This window comes from Roseovarius sp. S88 (assembly GCF_037023735.1).
GTDB classification, from domain to species: Bacteria; Pseudomonadota; Alphaproteobacteria; order Rhodobacterales; family Rhodobacteraceae; genus Roseovarius; species Roseovarius phycicola.
In genome coordinates, this window is sequence record NZ_CP146070.1 from 17,742 (window position 1) to 34,619 (window position 16,878).

19 protein-coding genes and 1 pseudogene are annotated in these 16,878 nt (G+C 59.6%); 15 read left to right on the top strand and 5 right to left on the bottom strand.

Features of this window, described 5'->3' with window-relative positions; genetic code table 11:
* Positions 1-26: 26 nt before the first annotated feature.
* Positions 27-1,478 (bottom strand): ATP-binding protein, encoded by a 1,452-nt coding sequence (locus RZ517_RS17955; protein ID WP_422395595.1) that lies wholly within the window; start codon positions 1,476-1,478, stop codon positions 27-29.
* Positions 1,478-2,206, bottom strand: a complete 729-nt coding sequence (locus tag RZ517_RS17960) for a response regulator (RefSeq protein WP_338551302.1) — start codon at positions 2,204-2,206, stop codon at positions 1,478-1,480. The genes RZ517_RS17955 and RZ517_RS17960 overlap by 1 nt, the downstream gene beginning before the upstream one ends.
* Positions 2,207-2,451: 245 nt before the next feature.
* Here RZ517_RS17960 and RZ517_RS17965 point away from each other — a divergent pair, with 245 nt between their 5' ends.
* The 4 genes from RZ517_RS17965 to RZ517_RS17980 are packed head-to-tail and all read left to right on the top strand — an operon-like array spanning position 2,452 to position 4,962.
* Positions 2,452-2,838 carry a DUF6010 family protein gene (locus tag RZ517_RS17965; RefSeq protein ID WP_338551276.1) on the top strand — a complete coding sequence of 129 codons (387 nt, stop codon included), beginning with the start codon at positions 2,452-2,454 and terminating at the stop codon, positions 2,836-2,838.
* 3 nt (positions 2,839-2,841) lie between these two features.
* Positions 2,842-3,501: a TVP38/TMEM64 family protein gene (locus RZ517_RS17970; protein ID WP_338551277.1), complete on the top strand. Its 660-nt coding sequence runs from the start codon at positions 2,842-2,844 to the stop codon at positions 3,499-3,501.
* A gap of 1 nt (position 3,502) precedes the next feature.
* Positions 3,503-4,516, top strand: a complete 1,014-nt coding sequence (locus RZ517_RS17975) for a cation diffusion facilitator family transporter (protein ID WP_338551278.1) — start codon at positions 3,503-3,505, stop codon at positions 4,514-4,516.
* Complete coding sequence (locus tag RZ517_RS17980; RefSeq protein WP_338551279.1) at positions 4,513-4,962, top strand: DUF411 domain-containing protein; 450 nt, start codon at positions 4,513-4,515, stop codon at positions 4,960-4,962. Before RZ517_RS17975 ends, RZ517_RS17980 begins: the two co-directional genes overlap by 4 nt.
* Here RZ517_RS17980 and RZ517_RS17985 read toward each other — a convergent pair.
* Positions 4,959-5,522: a Crp/Fnr family transcriptional regulator gene (locus RZ517_RS17985; protein ID WP_338551280.1), complete on the bottom strand. Its 564-nt coding sequence runs from the start codon at positions 5,520-5,522 to the stop codon at positions 4,959-4,961. The two genes, RZ517_RS17980 and RZ517_RS17985, sit on opposite strands and share 4 nt — an antisense overlap.
* 76 nt (positions 5,523-5,598) lie before the next feature.
* Between RZ517_RS17985 and RZ517_RS17990 the strand changes: the two genes are divergently transcribed.
* Both RZ517_RS17990 and petA read left to right on the top strand, forming a co-directional pair.
* The gene (locus RZ517_RS17990; protein ID WP_338551281.1) at positions 5,599-6,123 is read left to right on the top strand and encodes a hypothetical protein; all 525 of its coding nucleotides are present in this window, start codon (positions 5,599-5,601) and stop codon (positions 6,121-6,123) included.
* 108 nt (positions 6,124-6,231) lie between these two features.
* Complete coding sequence (petA, locus tag RZ517_RS17995; protein ID WP_338551303.1) at positions 6,232-6,789, top strand: ubiquinol-cytochrome c reductase iron-sulfur subunit; 558 nt, start codon at positions 6,232-6,234, stop codon at positions 6,787-6,789.
* A 70-nt stretch (positions 6,790-6,859) separates the two neighbouring features.
* On the opposite strand, the gene RZ517_RS18000 is transcribed toward petA, so the two are convergent.
* Positions 6,860-7,927, bottom strand: a complete 1,068-nt coding sequence (locus RZ517_RS18000; RefSeq protein WP_338551282.1) for a helix-turn-helix domain-containing protein — start codon at positions 7,925-7,927, stop codon at positions 6,860-6,862.
* A gap of 226 nt (positions 7,928-8,153) precedes the next feature.
* On the opposite strand from RZ517_RS18000, the gene RZ517_RS18005 reads away from it, so the two are divergent.
* The 5 genes from RZ517_RS18005 to repC all read left to right on the top strand — a co-directional run bounded on the left by RZ517_RS18005 (position 8,154) and on the right by repC (position 12,863).
* Complete coding sequence (locus tag RZ517_RS18005; RefSeq protein WP_338551283.1) at positions 8,154-9,062, top strand: recombinase family protein; 909 nt, start codon at positions 8,154-8,156, stop codon at positions 9,060-9,062.
* A gap of 340 nt (positions 9,063-9,402) precedes the next feature.
* Positions 9,403-10,602 carry a plasmid partitioning protein RepA gene (gene repA / locus RZ517_RS18010; RefSeq protein ID WP_338551284.1) on the top strand — a complete coding sequence of 400 codons (1,200 nt, stop codon included), beginning with the start codon at positions 9,403-9,405 and terminating at the stop codon, positions 10,600-10,602.
* Positions 10,602-11,570 carry a plasmid partitioning protein RepB gene (repB, locus tag RZ517_RS18015; protein ID WP_338551285.1) on the top strand — a complete coding sequence of 323 codons (969 nt, stop codon included), beginning with the start codon at positions 10,602-10,604 and terminating at the stop codon, positions 11,568-11,570. The genes repA and repB overlap by 1 nt, the downstream gene beginning before the upstream one ends.
* 238 nt (positions 11,571-11,808) lie before the next feature.
* Positions 11,809-12,216: a helix-turn-helix domain-containing protein gene (locus RZ517_RS18020; protein WP_338551286.1), complete on the top strand. Its 408-nt coding sequence runs from the start codon at positions 11,809-11,811 to the stop codon at positions 12,214-12,216.
* A 77-nt stretch (positions 12,217-12,293) separates the two neighbouring features.
* Positions 12,294-12,863 carry a replication initiation protein RepC gene (gene repC, locus RZ517_RS18025; RefSeq protein ID WP_338551287.1) on the top strand — a complete coding sequence of 190 codons (570 nt, stop codon included), beginning with the start codon at positions 12,294-12,296 and terminating at the stop codon, positions 12,861-12,863.
* A gap of 212 nt (positions 12,864-13,075) precedes the next feature.
* On the opposite strand, the gene RZ517_RS18030 is transcribed toward repC, so the two are convergent.
* Positions 13,076-14,278 carry a Fic family protein gene (locus RZ517_RS18030; protein WP_338551288.1) on the bottom strand — a complete coding sequence of 401 codons (1,203 nt, stop codon included), beginning with the start codon at positions 14,276-14,278 and terminating at the stop codon, positions 13,076-13,078.
* Positions 14,279-14,556: 278 nt separating this feature from the next.
* Between RZ517_RS18030 and RZ517_RS18035 the strand changes: the two are divergent.
* From RZ517_RS18035 to RZ517_RS18050, 4 genes and pseudogenes are all read left to right on the top strand, one after another.
* Positions 14,557-15,042: pseudogene (locus RZ517_RS18035) on the top strand (hypothetical protein).
* A 41-nt stretch (positions 15,043-15,083) separates the two neighbouring features.
* Positions 15,084-16,022: an ArdC family protein gene (locus tag RZ517_RS18040; protein WP_338551289.1), complete on the top strand. Its 939-nt coding sequence runs from the start codon at positions 15,084-15,086 to the stop codon at positions 16,020-16,022.
* 23 nt (positions 16,023-16,045) lie between these two features.
* Positions 16,046-16,255, top strand: coding sequence for a DUF6330 family protein (locus tag RZ517_RS18045; RefSeq protein ID WP_338551290.1), 210 nt, complete (start codon positions 16,046-16,048; stop codon positions 16,253-16,255).
* An 87-nt stretch (positions 16,256-16,342) separates the two neighbouring features.
* On the top strand, positions 16,343-16,732 hold the full coding sequence (locus RZ517_RS18050) for a DUF3768 domain-containing protein (protein WP_335949255.1): 390 nt from the start codon (positions 16,343-16,345) through the stop codon (positions 16,730-16,732).
* Positions 16,733-16,878: the final 146 nt, after the last annotated feature.

A 16,878-nucleotide genomic window follows, 5' to 3' on the forward strand; every position in this document is an offset into this window, starting at 1 on the left:
ATCAACCCGCCGGTTGGACGGCGGCGCTACACCTTTTTGGTCCGAGCCGAAAACCCGGTTTCGGCGCGTGCTTCCGGATGCTCTGACAAAGATGTCATTGCAGCTTGATGCGCAGTCACGGGCAAAACAATGCGTGCACAGAGCCCACCCTCCGCGCGGTTCGACAGGGTGATCGTGCCACCGTGTTGCAAAACGATGCTGCGGGCGATTGAAAGGCCCAGCCCATGGCCTCCAGTTTCGCGGGAGCGCGATCCCTCAAGGCGCAGGAAGGGCTGGAAGACATCGCGCAACCGGTCATCGGGGATCCCCGGCCCATCGTCCTCGACCAAAATCTCGATGTTCTCGTCAGAGACGCCCCAGGTCAGGGTCGGGTTGCGCCCATAGCGCCCCGCGTTGTCGATGAGATTGCGCAAAGCACGGCGCAGCGCCTTGGGCTTTATCTGCACCATTGCCTCGGGTCCCGGGCGCACGTCCAACGCACCGTGGGTTGCGTCCCGAATGTTGGTCAGGAACGCGCCAATCTCGGTCCGTTGCAGGGCCTCGTCCTGTCCCACACCGCGCGCATAGGCCAGCGTGGCTTCCACCATATCCTGCATCTCGTCGAGAGAGGCCGTGATGCCGGTCTTGGTCTCCGCATCCTCCACCATCTCGGCATGAACCCTGAGCGCGGTGAGTGGCGATCTCAAGTCATGAGCCAGGGCGGCCAGCATTTGCGTCCTGTCCGTGACGAAGCGAGCCAGGCGCGTTTGCATGTCATTGAAGGCCGTCGTCAGGTTCCGCACTTCATTTGGGCCGACCGGCGTGAGGGGTCCCTGCCCGCCACCGCGCCCGAACTCCTCGGCTGCCCCGGCGAGATCATTCAGGGGCCGTGTCAGGCGCGTCAGCAGAAACCAGAAGATCGCTAGCAGCAACACGGCGGCCGTCAAGACGAAAGACAGCGTGGAGGCCCAGGACCATTGTATCGGCGGCCGCTCGAACCGGGTGGCGACGTTCAGCCATTTGCCCCCGGCAATGGCGATCGAGACCTCCATTTCGAGGGCCGCCAGCGTGCCCTGCATCATCTCGGCGTGCATTTCCGCCATTTCCGGAGAGAGGTTCGGCAGCGGCAACAGCCCCTGTTCAATCTCATGCACTTCGACCCGAATATCGCGGGTGTAGCCATCGTTCAAAAGCGCACGCACGCGCGCTTCTATCGCTCCGTTCTCATCATGGTGGGTGTGCGTAACGGCAGGCGTGTCGCCGAGATCGAAGCGTACAAGGGGCGAGTTTGCCGCCGCCACAATATCCTCATGCAACGTCGGCGGTGCCTCCTCGATCAGGCGGGCGACGTTTGCCGCGCGTCCGGCTGCCTCGCTGCCGATGGCCGCCTGCACGGCAAGCGACCGTTCATCGACGAAAAGCCACAAACCCACGACTTGCGCCACGAACAGGACCACCACCACCAAAAGGGCGATCTGTGAGCGGAACCCCATTCGCATCAGGCCTCAACCTCCACATCACAGTTCAGGCAATATCCACCATTGCGCACGGTCGATATGATCCGGGGGCGAAGCACATCGGGTTCGATTTTCCGGCGCAGGCGCGAAACCTGATTGTCGATCGTCCGGTCAAATGGTCCGGCGACACGGCCGGCGCTCAATTCCAGAAGCTCATCCCGGCCGATCACCGCCCGAGGACGCTCAAGTAAGACCGTCAGCAGCTTTGCTTCGGCCGTGGTCAGTGCATTGACCGTGCCATCGGGGCAAATGACATGGCTGGCGTCGTGATCGAATGTGATCCCGGCAAATACGGCCCGCTTGCCCGCAAATGTTCCGCCATGGGGTGCATATCCGTCCCCCACACGGCGCAGGATCGCGTTGATCCGGGCCAGAAGCTCGCGCGGATTGAAGGGCTTGGCCAGATAGTCATCTGCACCGGTGTCGAGCCCCTTGATCCGAGCGTCATCGTCGCCGAGGGCCGTCAGCATGAGAATCGGCGTTTTCTGCTGCTCCCTGCGCAGCCGTGCGCAGGCCGCGAGCCCGTCCTCTCCCGGCATCATGATATCGAGCACGATCAGATCGAATTTGTCCTCGCTCAATCGTGCATCCATCTCGCCCGCACTTTTGGCTCCCGTCGCGCGCAGCCCGTTTTTCTCCAGGTAGCGCGTCACGGAGTGCCGGATCTCGGCATGATCATCGACGACCAGAATATGCGCCAATGCCGCCATCAGCGTTCGGGTCCCACACATCGGCACGTCTGGCCGATCGGCCCACTGTTCAATAGATTGCGTTCCATAACACCCAGAATAGATTGTTCTTTCGGGAAAGACCCGCACCTCGTTTGTCGCAATATGTATCAATAGACCTGACATGTCTTGACCCTCCAGTAGCTGGAAGCCCCATTTAACCCAGCATGACAAACACACGACCAGACACACCGGGGCAACATCCCGCCCAATCGGTGCACCGGACCATGGCGGCGCCCGCGTGGATCGGATTTGCGCTTTTTGTGGTCACAATACCCGCCCACTTCCTCCTGGAGCAGGCAGACTCGCTTGCCTTTGCAGCGGTCACACTGGCCCTGATTGGCGGGGCCTATATCGGGTTCGGTGCCGCCGATGGCCGTCGCTCCGTGTTCTGGTCTGAGCTGGCGGTTGCTCTCGTCTTTGGGGCGGCGGCCGTAGCGGGTCTCCTTTGGCATTGGGCAGCCTTGCCACTGGGTCTCGCGCTCCATGCGCTGTGGGATCTTGCCCATCACAATGCGGTCCGCCTCGCCCGGGTCCCACACTGGTACATCCCGTTTTGCGTCGTCTTTGACCTGATGGCGGCAGCCTTTCTTGTGCTGCTCTATACGAGGTAGGCCATGGTGCGTGTCGTTGTTCTTGTCCTTCTGGGGCTCTCGCTTCTCGTGCTTGCGCGTCCGGACCTTGCGGGGCTCAATGCCGATCTGCCGGAGCGCGACGACCTGCGCCTCTGGATCGAGGCGGCTGGTCTTCTTGGTCCGGTTCTGGTCGTGGCGCTGATGACGCTGGCGATCGTGGCCAGTCCCCTGCCCTCGGCGCCGATCGCGCTGGCTGCCGGGGCCGCCTATGGTCACACCTACGGAACACTGCTCGTCGTGCTCGGCGCAGAGATCGGAGCGCTTGCCGCGTTTCTGCTCGCGCGCGGGCTGGGGCGCCCTTTCGTGGAACGCCATGTCGGCGAGACGATCGGACGTGGACTTCTGGGGTCACAGAATACACTGACGTTTCTGGTGTTCGGAAGCCGGCTGCTGCCGTTCCTGTCCTTCGACATGGTCAGCTACGCGGCGGGGTTAAGTGCCCTGCACCTTTGGCGGTTTGCCCTGGCGACACTCGCGGGGATCATTCCGGCCAGCTTCTTGCTCGCCCATCTCGGCAGTGAAGCCATGAATGGAAACGTGCAAACCGCCACCTGGACGGCGCTGGCGCTTGGCGCATTTACCGCCCTTTCCGTCCTCTTTGCGGTCTGGCGCGACCGCCGCACTCCAAAGAAGGAAATCTGACATGGCCACTCATTCACACGCGGGACATATGCCGTCGTCGGGAAAAGCTCTGGTCATATCCGCCTGGCTGACCGGCATCTACTTCGTGATCGAACTGGCTGTCGGGCTCTGGACCGGCTCGATCGCGGTGCTGTCAGATGCGTTTCACACCTTGTCCGCCGTGGGCGGCGTGCTCGTCGCCATCATCGCGCAGCGGATCGCGCGCCGCCCGGCGGATATGGCGCGCAGTTACGGGTGGTATCGCGCCGAGATCATTGGCGCGCTTGTGAATGGCGGCTTTCTTCTCAGCATGGCGCTTCTGGTGATCTGGATGGGGGCGATGCGGCTCGGAAATCCGATCCATCTGCCCACAGGGCCAATGCTCTGGGTGGCCTTCGGTGGCTTGGTCACCGAGGTGATCTCGCTCGGCCTGATGTGGAAATCCAGCCAGGATGATCTGAATGCCCGCGGGGCCCTCTGGCACATCATCCAGACCTTCGTGGGCAGCCTGTTGATCATCGTGACCGCGCTCGTCATCGAGTTCACTGGATTTCTGGCGATCGACCCGATCCTTGGTATGGCCTTCGGGGTCGTGCTCCTCTGGGCCTCGATCGGAGTTATCCGCGAGGCGGTGCATATTCTGTTCGAGGGGACCCCTGAGGACACCGATCTCGAGGCCGTGACCGCTGATCTGCGCGCGCAGGACGGCATTCTCGATGTTCACCATGTCCACGCCTGGACGCTGACCAGCGGCAAGCATGCTTTCTCGGCCCATCTGCGCCATGCAGAACCTGCCGATGCCGCGCGCATCCTTGAGACCGCCTATACGCACCTGACCAAGCATCACCGGTTTCACATGGTGACCCTACAGCTTGAAACGGATTGCCTCGACGAGCGCCACGCGGACGATTTGGACGTCACGCAATCGATGGGGCCGCAGGCAGAGCTTAATGCACCACCCGCGCACCGCGATCACCTCGACAGTGCCGCTCCGGATGCTAATCTCGAACACAATTCAAAAGGAAACGACACATGAAACGACGTAGCTTTCTGCTGACCGGCGCTGCCGCCACAATCGCGCTCCCGGCCATGGCTGATGCCGGGCCCATCCTCAAGGTTGTCAAAACCCCGACCTGCGGATGCTGCACGGCCTGGGTCGATCATGTCCGGCAGGCCGGGTTTCAGGTCGAGGTCCAGGATGCCGGTCAGGACGCCCTCTATGCGCTGAAAAATAGGCTCCAGATCGCGCCGGAACTGGCCGGGTGCCACACCGCCGTGGTTGGCGATTACTTCATTGAGGGCCATGTGCCGGCTGAAGACATCGCCCGGCTTCTCTCAGAGCAACCGGCGGCGCGCGGGCTAAGCGTGCCGGGTATGCCGATGAGTTCCCCTGGCATGGGCGGTCCCGGTGCCGGCGATACGTTTGATACGCTGCTTGTCAGGCCCGATGGCGCGACATCGGTCTTTGCCAGTCATAGCTAGGCCAATCGGTAGGTTCCGCGGGATGGGTTGTTGACCCGACCCGCTTCGACAAGCGCCCGCAGCGCACGGTAGGTCGCCTCATGCGTCAGCTGGAGGCGCGCGGCAAAGTCGATGACGGTGCCATCCAGAAGACCCGCAACGATCCCCGCCATCACCCGATCCTCGGCGCGTCGGATGCCGACAATTTCCATGACCTGCCGGTGCGCCTGAACCTGTTGGGCCGCCTGGCGTCCATAGGCCCGCGCAAAGTCCGGGTTCGCGAAGCCGGCGAGAACCGCGGATTTGTCGATCCGGACCAACTCACCTGCATCCATCACGATGGCATCGCAATGATAGCGCTCCGAAAAGACCGAGGCTTCGGCAAAGCTGGTCCCGGATGTCGCCCGGTGAATGATGAGCCGCTCGCCATTCGGACCCACCCGTTCGAGATGCACACGCCCGGTCTTCAGCACATAGAGTCCCAGGGTCCGTGCACCCTGTCGAAAGAGCACGTCGCCAGCCGCAATTGTTTGCGACTGACGCGCAGTTGTCGGGAGAAGGTCGTAGGGCTCTGGCAGCATATGATTGAAATCATATTCCAGAGCAGGCCTGCGTGCTAGGAAAAACGGGTATCGTGCCGTTCAAAAGGATCCTGCCATGCGCCTTGTTGCTCTTCTGCTTGCCCTGTCATTGTCTGGACCCGTCGCGGCCCAGCACAACCATTCCGCGACCGGGCATGCGATGCCGGGTCCGCAGGAAACCGGGCAATCAGCCTTTGCCGCCATGGCCGAGATCGTGGCGCTTTTGCGCGCCGATCCGGACACCGATTGGGCAAAGGTCGATATCGCAGCTCTCAGGCGACATCTCGTGGACATGGAGCTTTTGACGATGGAGGCTGAGGTTACCCGCAGTGTGCGGCCCGCCGGTATCCGGTTCGAAATCCGGGGGGCACCGCGCGTCCTCGAAGCCATTCGCGTCATGGTGCCTGCCCATGCGCCGTTCCTGGCTGCAGAGACGGGTTGGGAGGTCACCACAGAGGATCTCGGGGATGGTGTTGCCCTCCTCGTCGATGGCGATTCCGACCAGATACAGGGCCTTGGGTTCTTCGGTCTGATGACCATCGGCGCGCATCACCAGGAGCATCACCTCATGATGGCAAAAGGCGCACCGCCCCACCATTGAGCCGACGATCGGTCACAGCTTCCCTCCGTCAGCCCCCGGGTTGCAGACAAAACATTACAATACCCGCGTTGACGTTCCAGGGCGGGAAGGTTGCACATTTGCTATGCAATGGATGTGACTGACGACACTGACCGCAGGGATTTCCTGTATTATGCCACTGCTGGCGCGGGCGTGGTCGCCTCCGGTGCGGCGCTCTGGCCGCTGATCAATCAAATGAACCCATCGGCGGATGTGCGCGCCCTGGCGACGATCTCGGTGGATATCTCCGGGCTCGCGGAAGGCACGCAACTGACCGTCAATTGGCGCGGAAAGCCCGTCTTCATTCGCCACCGGACGCAAGCGGAGATGGCCCAGGCGCGTGAACAGGCGGTCTCCGCCTTGCCGGACACCGATGCGCGCAATCCCAACCTTCCCGGCGAGGCCGCAGCGCGGGATAAGAACCGCGCCATTCCGGGCCATGACGCCTATCTGGTGATGATCGGTGTCTGCACGCATTTGGGATGTGTCCCGCTAGGCGATGGCGCGGGCGATTTCGGAGGCTGGTTCTGTCCCTGCCACGGGTCGCATTACGATACTGCGGGTCGTATTCGCAAAGGCCCCGCGCCGGAGAACCTGCACATTCCACCTCTGGCCTTGTCCGACAGCATGGTGCTGACGCTCGGGTAACGCACTTCAATGGCTGACCGTATACTTACCGCCTGAATTCAGAGCATAATTCAATTGGTTGCCGATAAGCTTAGTCAGCAATGCACCACATACGATATCGCCCGTGCCCAGTCACCTCGCGGATCAAACCGCTTTCTTCCATCCACGCCAGATTTCGCTGAACAGCGGAGCGACTCGCTCTGGTCATGGCCTCAGCCATTGGGGCGGAGACCAGAGGCCACTCCGTAAGAACCTTTCGCAAGGCGGCTGGCGTCCGACCAGACAGTTGCTCCATGACGTTTTCTGCCCGCCCGTTCCACGCTTCAATATCATCAAGCGTTCGCATCGCCGCCAGAATTGCGCTGTTCATCCCATCCAACCAGCGTGCCAAGCGTTCGGCTGGCAAACCCGACACACGCAGCCCCCCTGCCCCGCCCATGGCGAGCGGCGCGAAGATGACGCCGCTTCCATCGCTGGCCGCGAACCTGGACGCGGTGACGGCGGCTTCTATCTGATCGCTGTGCTGTCCGAGGCCGGCCAGGCTCCAGAGATGAAAGCCCATGCAAGCCCGCGTGATTGGGTGGAGTTGGGTTGCTGCCGCCATTACGTCCAACCATCCGCCCGCGCGATCTTCGAAACGCTCAGCGCTGCCTTCAATGTTCTCGGGATCCCGGCGATCCAAGAAGGCGGCCAAGTCAGCCTTCGGTCCGGGACCGCCTGTCAGGCGCCGAACAGCCCATCCAACTCTTGCTAGGGCATTTGGGTCATCCTGTGCACCTGATAGCCGCATCGATATCCAGAGCGCCAGACGATCAGAACTCACCCTATCCCCTGCGACCCAGCTGAGGTTCGCTGCCTCGATCAAAGCGAGGCGATGCCGCCAGCCTTTGGGGCCGCGCAGCAGCCGGTCATCCAGAGCACCCAGACGTCCGGCAACCCGTGCCAGTCGCGCAGCGTGAACGCTTTCTGCCTTTGCCCAGTCTTCGATGACCGCAGTGTCGGGCGGTTCTGCCCGTGGCCCGGGAGGCAAATCATCTGGTTCTTCATCGAGTGGTCCCGGCAGAAACCAGAGATCCTCTTCGTGAGCTTCTTCATCCTCCTCGGTGGTGATGAGGGGGTCATCGAAATCATCAGTCAAAGCGGATGCTTGGGGCTTCATATGTGCAAAATACTGTTCTTTTGCACATTACCCAAGTGATTTTGTGGCGGCTGCCTTTACTCTTTATATAGTATGCGCACGCGACTGCAGGTGGAACCTCTCAGATCGCGCACAGCGCAAGGAAACCAAGGGTTTTTAGACGAGTGCGACGAGAGAGCACCTACTTGCATTCGTTTACAAACGGTCGTTTATTAGCGATAGATAGAACTGCAAAAAGACTGTTTTGATGCCCCTGATCGGTTATGCCCGCGTATCGACCGAAGACCAGACCCCCCTGCCCCAGTCGCAGGCCCTGAAATCCGCAGGCTGCGCCGAAATCCATGAAGAACAGGCCTCGGGCGGCAATCGTGCGCGGCCGGTGCTTGCGCGGGTGTTGGAGCGCATCGGCAAGGGCGACACGCTGGTGGTCGTGCGGATTGACCGCCTCGCGCGATCCCTGTCGCATCTGCTGGAGGTGATCGAGCGGCTGGAGGCCAAGGGGGCGTTCTTTCGTTCCATTCAGGACCCGATCGACACCGGATCCCCGCAAGGCAAGTTCACGCTGCAGGTCTTGGGCGCTGCGGCCGAGTTCGAGCGCGCCCTGATCCGGGAACGCACCAAGGCCGGCCTCGCCAGCGCGCGCACAAAGGGCCGCGTGGGTGGGAACCCTGGACTGCGTGCCAAAGACCCTGCTGCTCTTCGCAAAGTGCGGCTGGCGCGACAGGACGGCTACATGGAGCGTTTGAACGAGACGGCACAAGATTGGGTGCCCCACGTGCGCCGGTTGCGACCCGGCTTGGCTTGGGAGGACGTGCTGCGCATCATCAACGGCCCCTTGCCCAAGGCGCGTCGCTGGACCCAAAGCCGCCTGCTGCGCGCTGTGAAGGCCTATGTCCGCGACGGCTTCCTGCCTACCGAGGTGCTGTCCCGCGCCGGGCGCCGCGAAACCGACGACCGTCTGCCCGCCATCGTCGCCGGCATCAAGGGCGCGGACCCCGACATCACGCTTCAGGCGATCTGCACCCGGCTGGAAGCGATGCGCGAACGCACGCCTCGTGGCCGAACAAGATGGCAGCCGTCTTCGGTGAAAATGCTGTTGGAGCGGGCGGAACGACTTGGCCTCATGCCGTACGAATCGAGCCAAGATCAGATGTAGCTTCTGACCCGAATCCAAAAATTTCACCGGGAGAAAACTCCGCAGGAGGCAGAAAGTGCCATTAGTTGTTTGGGGTTAGCTGCTAATGTGCCAACTCAACAGAGTAGCGGCTCGATTCGGTTAGATCTGCATTTAATATATCTATATCAATGACTTGCTGAGTTTTTTATACAACAACACCTATAGGTGTTGTGGATAACTTTCACACTACATTTAGATTCTTCTTGCCGGACTCACTGGATCGTGGCATTCCCATTCTGACGGCAAAACGCGTCAGACACGCTGTACACCGTCAGAATGACTAAGAGCCTCAACAGAGGCCGAGAGTGGGCGGCAGGACATGGATGATCGTAACAATGGATATACGCAAGGCATAGGCTCTTCCGATATCGGAGCATTTGCCGACAATCTGGCTGAGTCTTTGGATCGCCAGATGAAGATCGCTTTCGAACCCGAAGAACGAAAGTCCCTACGCCGCTTCAGTTCCACCGAAGTCGCCGGCCTCCTGCGCGTAAGCACATCTAACCTGCGCAACCGGCACAAGGACGGCAGCTTCCCGGAAGTGCATACAGACAACCGCGGACACCGGTTCTACACAGCCCAAGAGATTGATGAGTTGCGCGATGTCCTTGGACGCACTGGAAAGAACGCAGAAAGCTACCGCCCAGGTCGACGTGATGGCGATCGTCTCCAGGTGATATCCGTCGTCAACTTCAAAGGCGGTTCATCAAAGACTACTGCAACGATTCATCTTGCGCAAAGGTATGCCTTGCGCGGTTACCGCGTGCTGGTCCTAGACCTCGATCCGCAAGCAAGTTTGACCACGTTTTTCGGCTTTCGGCCCGAGCTTGAGTTCGCCGATGGCGGCACAATCTATGATGCTTTGAGATATGAGGACCAAGTTCCTCTCTCGAACGTCATCCAAAAGACCTACTTCCATAAGCTCGACATGGTGCCCGCCGGTTTGATGCTCTCGGAGTACGAAACCGAGACCGCAAACGCTCTCGCCCGTCGCGTACAGCCCATCTTTGCAGAGCGCCTCGCCTTGGCGCTTGAAGAGGTTGAGGCAAACTACGACATCGTCCTGATCGACTGCCCGCCTCAGCTTGGGTTTCTAACCCTGACTGCGCTGGCAGCCTCGACGGGGCTTTTGGTTACCGTGGTACCTGGCATGCTTGACATCGCATCCATGAGCCAATTCCTTAAGCTTGCTTCAGAAACGGTCAAGGCCGTGGAGGAAGCCATCGGTCGGCGTGTCACATGGGATTTTGTCAAGTTCCTGATTACCAGATATGAACCGTCGGACGGTCCGCAGACCCAAATGGCAGGCTACCTGAGATCAATTCTGGCGGGTCAGGTCATGACAGAGCCGATGCTGAAGTCTACGGCGATCTCCGACGCGGGGATGACCCAGCAGACCGTCTACGAAGTCGATCCAAGCCAATTCATCAGAAAGACAATTGATCGCGCCCTGACCAGCGTGAATGGCGTTGGCGATGAGCTAGAGCAGACGATCCAAATGGCATGGGGGCGTCGCTGATGGCCCGAAACATCTTCAACCAGCCTCCAAGGAATGAGACGGAGAGCGGAGCCCCCTCCCCTACCCCGTCAAAAGCGGCAAAGCTGCCGGGATCTGTTGGAGGATTGCGCGACTCTTTGCGCGAGATCACAGCAAACTCGATTCGCGATATCGAACCCGATCAGATTGACATGGATGGGCTGCGCGATCGGTTGGTGCTGGAAGATTCCAGTATCGATGAGTTGTCCGAGAGCATTCGCAAGCATGGCCAACAAGTGCCCATCATGGTCCGTCCATCAGCCCAACCGGACAGATACCGCATCATCTACGGCCGCCGCAGGCTTGCGGCGATCCGTAAGGTCGGTGGAACGGTCAAGGCAATTGTTCGAACCTTGGACGATGACGCATCTCTGATCGCTCAAGGCCAGGAGAACAACCTCAGGCTTGATCCGTCTTTTATAGAAAAGTCTATTTTTATCAAAGAGATGCAAGAATCCGGGTACAAACCCGGTGTCATTCAAGATGCTCTAGGTCTGACCCGGCAAGGCGTATCCAACCACAGGGTCGTCATAGAACAACTGCCAGACGGTCTTGTTCAACTCATCGGGCCAGCACATGGCATCGGACGACGGCAGTGGGGTGAGCTAGCTGCCTTATCGGTGAAGGTAGATTTGGTGGACATCGCCAAAGAGGCGCTCGCCGCCCTGCCCGACGACACTCCTAGTTCCGAAAAGTTCCAAGCGGTCTATTCGGCTTGCTCGAGCAAAGCACGTAGCGACAAGAAGCCGCCCAATCGTGGGCTGACTTCGGTCATCAATGATGAGAACGGCAGTTCATTGGGCACGCTGACAATCGATGAGAAGGCGATCGCTCTCAAGGTCACCAAGAAGGACAATCCAGAATTCGGCCAATGGCTCGAAGAACACGCGGAAGCTACGCTTTTGCAACTCTTCGTACAGTGGCGGAATGAGAGAGGCTCTGGGTCCTAACCCAGGCCACACAGAGCAACACGAGCAGAGGAGAAAAGCGAAGACCCGAAAGAAAAGAGCCCCCCAAAGTTTCCCCTGGAGAGCCCTCATCATCTGATTAGCATCTTTGATGTAGCAACCTCCAGCATACCGGTCAAGAGTCACCGATTCGGTGGACTGATATTTTTTGCCTTTTTCCGCGAAAATTCGAGGAAAGAGACGGGGAAGTTGTGGGCCGAACGGTCGTCGTGAACAAGCCATGGCATTTACAAAACTCTCGATCGAAGCCGCAGGTGCTGATGCAACCCGCGGCTCATTTCCCCCATCTGAAACCGACGTCTGGACCATCTTCAGAGCCCTGAGAGATGCACGCAGCGTGTTTGGTCTACGTCCTGGCCACATACAGACACTTCAAGCAATGCTCAGTTTTCTGAAACCTGGCCATGGCGAAACGGTTTTTGCGTCTAACAATTCACTTTGCCAGCGCGTTGGCGGAATCGACGAACGGACACTCCGAAGGCACATCAACCGCTTCGTTGAACTCGGATTCATCAAGCGCAATGACAGCTCGAACCGAAAGCGCTACCGCGTTCGCTCATCCGGCGGGGAGTGCATCAGTTTCGGATTGTCTCTCACCCCCTGCTCCAACGCGCGAGCGAGCTTATAGCCATCGCGCAAGAGATGGAGAATAACCGGCGAGATCGGATATTTGTCCGCAAACAGATCCTTACAAAGCTCGCCCATTTGGAAGAGCACGATCCTAGCAACGCATTCATCAACCACGCACGGAAAGCTCTACGCAGGAAGCTGAGCCTCCCCGAATACCACGCTCTGCTCGCCAATACAGATGCAGAATGCCAGAGTTTGTCTACCCCGGATGACCCGCCTGAAACTATGGAATTGCCCGCCAATGACGGACAAACTGTCCGGCATCAATCTAAGTCTGAAGAAGAAAAAAAAGATTTAGATAGCAACATAGGCGATGAGGCCCTGAAACCAGACTTGCTGACCTCAGTCTGCGATCAGGCGACATCGTTCTCCACAGAGAGACTTAGAAACTGGTTGGATATTGAAAACCATGCTCGAACACTTGCACCCATGATGGGCATACACCCAGAAACTTTCGAGAAAGCCAAGAATGCTGTAGGAGCTCAGAAAGCGTCATGCGCGATCTTCATCATGTTACAGCTTGGAAAACGCATCAGGGATTTTGGGGCGTATTTTCACAGTATCACCCTGGGTCAAAGGCAAAACCAATTTGATCCATTAGCTTTGATCAAGCGACTGTCCGAAACCAATGAGCGAACTGTCTAATGTCCACCGCGGTGGACTTCGAACAAGAAGCGGCGCTTGTGGCAACCAAAACTGCCCAAACGCACCTAGCGGCGCGTGGTGGTTCTTCAGTTTATCTCAGACCAGCAGATGTCCACCGCGGTGGACAAGTGACACACGAGCAAGCCTTGATGAAAATCTCGCAGCTCATGGAAGAAATCGGCGGCCAAGCATCAAAACCTAAATCCCTAAAGTTATTGTGGGAGGTCACCATCTCCAAAGAGGTTTGGAAAGAGCCGCTCTCGATAATCCAACGGAAACGCCAACCGGACTGGCGTCTTCGGCGAGGCGGAAGTCAGATATCCGGCGGCGGTCAGTTTACTCAGCGTGTTGCGAGCAGTACGCTCGGACGTCTTGAGCACAATCTGCGCATCGCCTCGTTCCAGTCCGCCATGCCGAAGAACCGCCGAGATTAGTTCCGGCGCTCGCTTGTCATCGATGGTATCTGCAACAAGACGACGATACCGTTGGTCGAGTCCGCCGAGATCGAACAATCTTGCTGAGAAGGTGATCTGGTCGAGCGTTACCTTTAGGAACCATTCACTGAACGTCTTCAGTGCGGCTTCTGACAGGTTCCCCCGTCCGTCGCGGTCTCCGCGGCGTGGACTATCGGCCAGATCCATCATCCGTTTGTACTCGCCCCGATCGGTTAGCCCGCGGGCCAGCCCACGTGATACGGACCAGAGCCCTTGGCCACCAATCCCCGCTGTGAGGGCCATGGCATGAGACATCAGTCTGCTGACACGGCCGTTACCATCCGGGAAAGGGTGGATGTAGTTGAGCCGGTGATGTGCAGAGGCGATCGCGATGATCCGTCCGCTCGAAGACCGCGCCGCAATCTGAAATCGTTTGTCGAAATGGTCCATGAATGCCGCGACGCGCGACGATGAAGGAGGTAGGTGGCGCCCGACCGCAACTTCCCGATCGTCATCCTGGCGCATGCGTCCCGGAACGATGGGCTCGTGTGTGCCGTCGGGATGTTCGATGACCCGAAACTCATCCGGCATCTCGTCGTAGAAGCTCTTATGGACCCAAGTCAGGAATTCGACGGATGTGGGGCGGGGCAGGGCGCCTATGCGATGCATCTCGTCGATGGCCCGTTGAACGATGACGTGCGCTCGGGCCTCAAGGGCGAGGGGACGGGTTTCTTCCTCAAGCTCGGCACCAGCCAGCGCCCTTTCGATGTCGCGGGGGCGCGTGTTGTGTCCTTCGATCAGGTTGGAGTAGTAGCAGTTCATCACACGGACGAGATCGGCAAGTTCGGCTGCGCTGTCAGGATGCAACCCTTGTCCCAGCCCGGTGGCTTCCCTCTGGATGTCGACCGAAAGGTCTGCCAGTTCTGTGGGAATATGCTCCTCGAAGAAGCAGGGTTCGATCCTGGCGGGTGTTTCCAGCATTTTTGCCGATCTTCCATGTTTGCAAAGTAATTGAAAAATAAACACATTTCGTACTTTCAAGCAAGGTTTTGCCGATATGCGTTGCCGATCTTGCCTGCCGATCTGGAATTGCTGCATGAAATCAATGGCTTCGGCAGAAGGGCCGGGCTTTCCGGTTTTGTTGTGTGCCCAAAGGGGCCGGAAAAAGAGAAAGTGTCCTTCGGGTTTTGTGACTGACGGATGAGGGCCTTTGGGGTCCCTCAGATGGGTCCGGGCCGGGTTCCGGTCTGCCGTTCCTGATGAAGGGCATTCCGATGCAAACAGGTGTCTTGCGCGTGTTGCGCGCGACCGCTGCCTGGTGGTGGCGACACAAGGAACTACGCCGAACCGGCCAGACGGGGCAGGCACAACGGCTCGAGCGCGAGACCGTCCTGCGTGATCTCGGCTATCTGAAGCAGGCGGCGTAATTGCCAAACGCGCACGTGATCTGCGGAGAGGGCGGGACTTTCCTCCATCTTGGTTGGACCACCGTGTCGACCTTCGCGCCGATCGAGCGCTTTCCCTTGGCCACCCTTGCGGTCGCACGAGGGACCCCATTCATCGATATCCGACCCGTCACCGATGTCATCGCCTTCGCGAACCTGCCGCGGGTGGCGCGGGACGGATCGATCGACCCTGAACCTTGCGGCCCTGGCAGGTCCGTGTCGCTGACCACCTACATCGACATGGTCGAAGCCCTCGGTGCCAGGATCGCCAACGATCCGCGCCCCTGTCGGTCAACCTAGTCACCACTCCCTCTCACCAAAACTCGAAAAGGAGGCCAGCCATGGCCCGATCCCGTACGCCCAAATTCGATGCCTCAGAGGTCATCACAAACGAAATCATCCGCATCATCGAGCGCGGCGTCCTGCCGTGGCGCAAGCCATGGACCGCAGGTGGCAGCTGTCGCCCCCTGCGCGTGGGCGGCGAACCCTACCAGGGAGTGAACAACTTTCTGCTGACGATGCGGACCGTGATGGCGGGCCACAGCTCTCCCTTCTGGATGACGTTGCCGCAAGCCAATGCCTTGGATGCAAAGGTTCGCAAGGGCGAAAAGTCCTCTGTCGTCGTTTACTACGGTCAAAGCCGGAGAGACGCCGGCGATGAGCATGATCACAGCGACGGGAATGATCACTCCGAGGAAGCCCGTATCTTCCGCTTCCAGAAATCCTACCGCGTGTTCAATGCCTGCCAGATCGAGGGTTTGCCGGATAGCTTCCATCCCGAGCCGGACCCGGTGCCTGAGCATCCGCCGTCCGAGCCCGTCCCGCACATGCAGGCGTTTTTCGATACCATCGACATCACAACCGTCTTCACAGGAACGGAAGCGTACTACCTGCCGCCCGTGGACAAGGTCTACATGCCGTCCATCACGCGGTTTCAGGACCCGCGCAATTTCTACGGGGTCTGGGCGCATGAGCTGGCCCATGCCACAAAAGCACCGCATCGGCTGAACCGTGATTTCGGGCTCTCGAAGTTCGGCAATACCTCCTACGCCCGCGAGGAGATCGTCGCGGAACTGACCTCGGTGTTCCTGGGGCAAACGCTTGGCTTCACCGCGCATACGCTCGAGATGAATGCCGCCTACCTCCACAACTGGTTGCGCGTCCTTCGGTCGGACAAGGGCGCAATCTTCAAGCACGCCGCGGATGCGCAGCGCGCCTGCGACTACCTGATCGCCAAATCTGAGGCGGGTAGGGCAGGGGGCCGCGCCGAGGCCGCCTGACATCCGAGTAAACGGAGACTCCCATGTCACGCAAGGAACCCAAAAGGCTGCGGGTGGCCTGCTTCAAAGACGGCCGCCGCAAGATCATCACCTTCAAACGCGGCGCCTATTGGTGGAGCTCGTCTGAGGGCGCGTATCCGCTTTCAGCAGCGCTCGAGGCCATCACGGACCAGGGCGGCTGGATCGAAACCATCCCCAACCCGAATTACCGCCCCAGAGGGCTGTTCGGGTAAGGCACCTTCTGCTTCGGTCCTTCCGCCAAGCGGAAAAGAAAAAGCGGGCTTTGGGAAGGGTGTTTCAACTTCTCAAAGGAGAGCCCCATGACCAGTACCGCTCAATCCCAGACAGACCGTCCGGATCCGACCGTGATCGCTGCCCAAAACGATGCGTTCCGCAAGCTCGCCTGTCTCGGTGTGCCGCCCGCGCAGCCCATCCAGGGCCGCATGCATGTCACCCGCTCGCTCATGGAGGCCGATGACGGCTTCATGGCCGAGGCGGTGAAGGCAACCGGTGAGTTTGCCACATTCGAGCCGGAGAATGACCCCGAAGGATGGCACGATTTCGGCGCAGTCCAGATCCGGGGCGAGACCGTGTTCTGGAAAATCGATCTCTACGAGGCGGATTCCGACTTCCGCTACGGGGCCGAGGCCCCGGACAATCCCGCCACCACCATGCGCGTGCTGACCATCATGCTGGCGCGCGACTGGTAGGGCAGGGGGCACCTCCAAACCTGATACCTCAAGCGATGAAGGCCCGCTGCTCCCTCAAAGGGAGAGTGGGCCTTTTGTCGTCGTGATCCCCGAAGCCGGGGATTGGTCACGCGCGTGAGCGCGCGGGCCACACCTCACCCACCTGG

Coding starts and splice junctions, on each gene's coding strand:
- RZ517_RS17955 (WP_422395595.1), bottom strand. CDS start 1,478: ATGCGAATGGGGTTCCGCTCACAGATCGCCCTTTTGGTGGTGGTGGTC.
- RZ517_RS17960 (WP_338551302.1), bottom strand. CDS start 2,206: ATGGCGGCATTGGCGCATATTCTGGTCGTCGATGATCATGCCGAGATC.
- RZ517_RS17965 (WP_338551276.1), top strand. CDS start 2,452: ATGGCGGCGCCCGCGTGGATCGGATTTGCGCTTTTTGTGGTCACAATA.
- RZ517_RS17970 (WP_338551277.1), top strand. CDS start 2,842: ATGGTGCGTGTCGTTGTTCTTGTCCTTCTGGGGCTCTCGCTTCTCGTG.
- RZ517_RS17975 (WP_338551278.1), top strand. CDS start 3,503: ATGGCCACTCATTCACACGCGGGACATATGCCGTCGTCGGGAAAAGCT.
- RZ517_RS17980 (WP_338551279.1), top strand. CDS start 4,513: ATGAAACGACGTAGCTTTCTGCTGACCGGCGCTGCCGCCACAATCGCG.
- RZ517_RS17985 (WP_338551280.1), bottom strand. CDS start 5,522: ATGCTGCCAGAGCCCTACGACCTTCTCCCGACAACTGCGCGTCAGTCG.
- RZ517_RS17990 (WP_338551281.1), top strand. CDS start 5,599: ATGCGCCTTGTTGCTCTTCTGCTTGCCCTGTCATTGTCTGGACCCGTC.
- petA (WP_338551303.1), top strand. CDS start 6,232: ATGGATGTGACTGACGACACTGACCGCAGGGATTTCCTGTATTATGCC.
- RZ517_RS18000 (WP_338551282.1), bottom strand. CDS start 7,927: ATGAAGCCCCAAGCATCCGCTTTGACTGATGATTTCGATGACCCCCTC.
- RZ517_RS18005 (WP_338551283.1), top strand. CDS start 8,154: ATGCCCCTGATCGGTTATGCCCGCGTATCGACCGAAGACCAGACCCCC.
- repA (WP_338551284.1), top strand. CDS start 9,403: ATGGATGATCGTAACAATGGATATACGCAAGGCATAGGCTCTTCCGAT.
- repB (WP_338551285.1), top strand. CDS start 10,602: ATGGCCCGAAACATCTTCAACCAGCCTCCAAGGAATGAGACGGAGAGC.
- RZ517_RS18020 (WP_338551286.1), top strand. CDS start 11,809: ATGGCATTTACAAAACTCTCGATCGAAGCCGCAGGTGCTGATGCAACC.
- RZ517_RS18030 (WP_338551288.1), bottom strand. CDS start 14,278: ATGCTGGAAACACCCGCCAGGATCGAACCCTGCTTCTTCGAGGAGCAT.
- RZ517_RS18040 (WP_338551289.1), top strand. CDS start 15,084: ATGGCCCGATCCCGTACGCCCAAATTCGATGCCTCAGAGGTCATCACA.
- RZ517_RS18045 (WP_338551290.1), top strand. CDS start 16,046: ATGTCACGCAAGGAACCCAAAAGGCTGCGGGTGGCCTGCTTCAAAGAC.
- RZ517_RS18050 (WP_335949255.1), top strand. CDS start 16,343: ATGACCAGTACCGCTCAATCCCAGACAGACCGTCCGGATCCGACCGTG.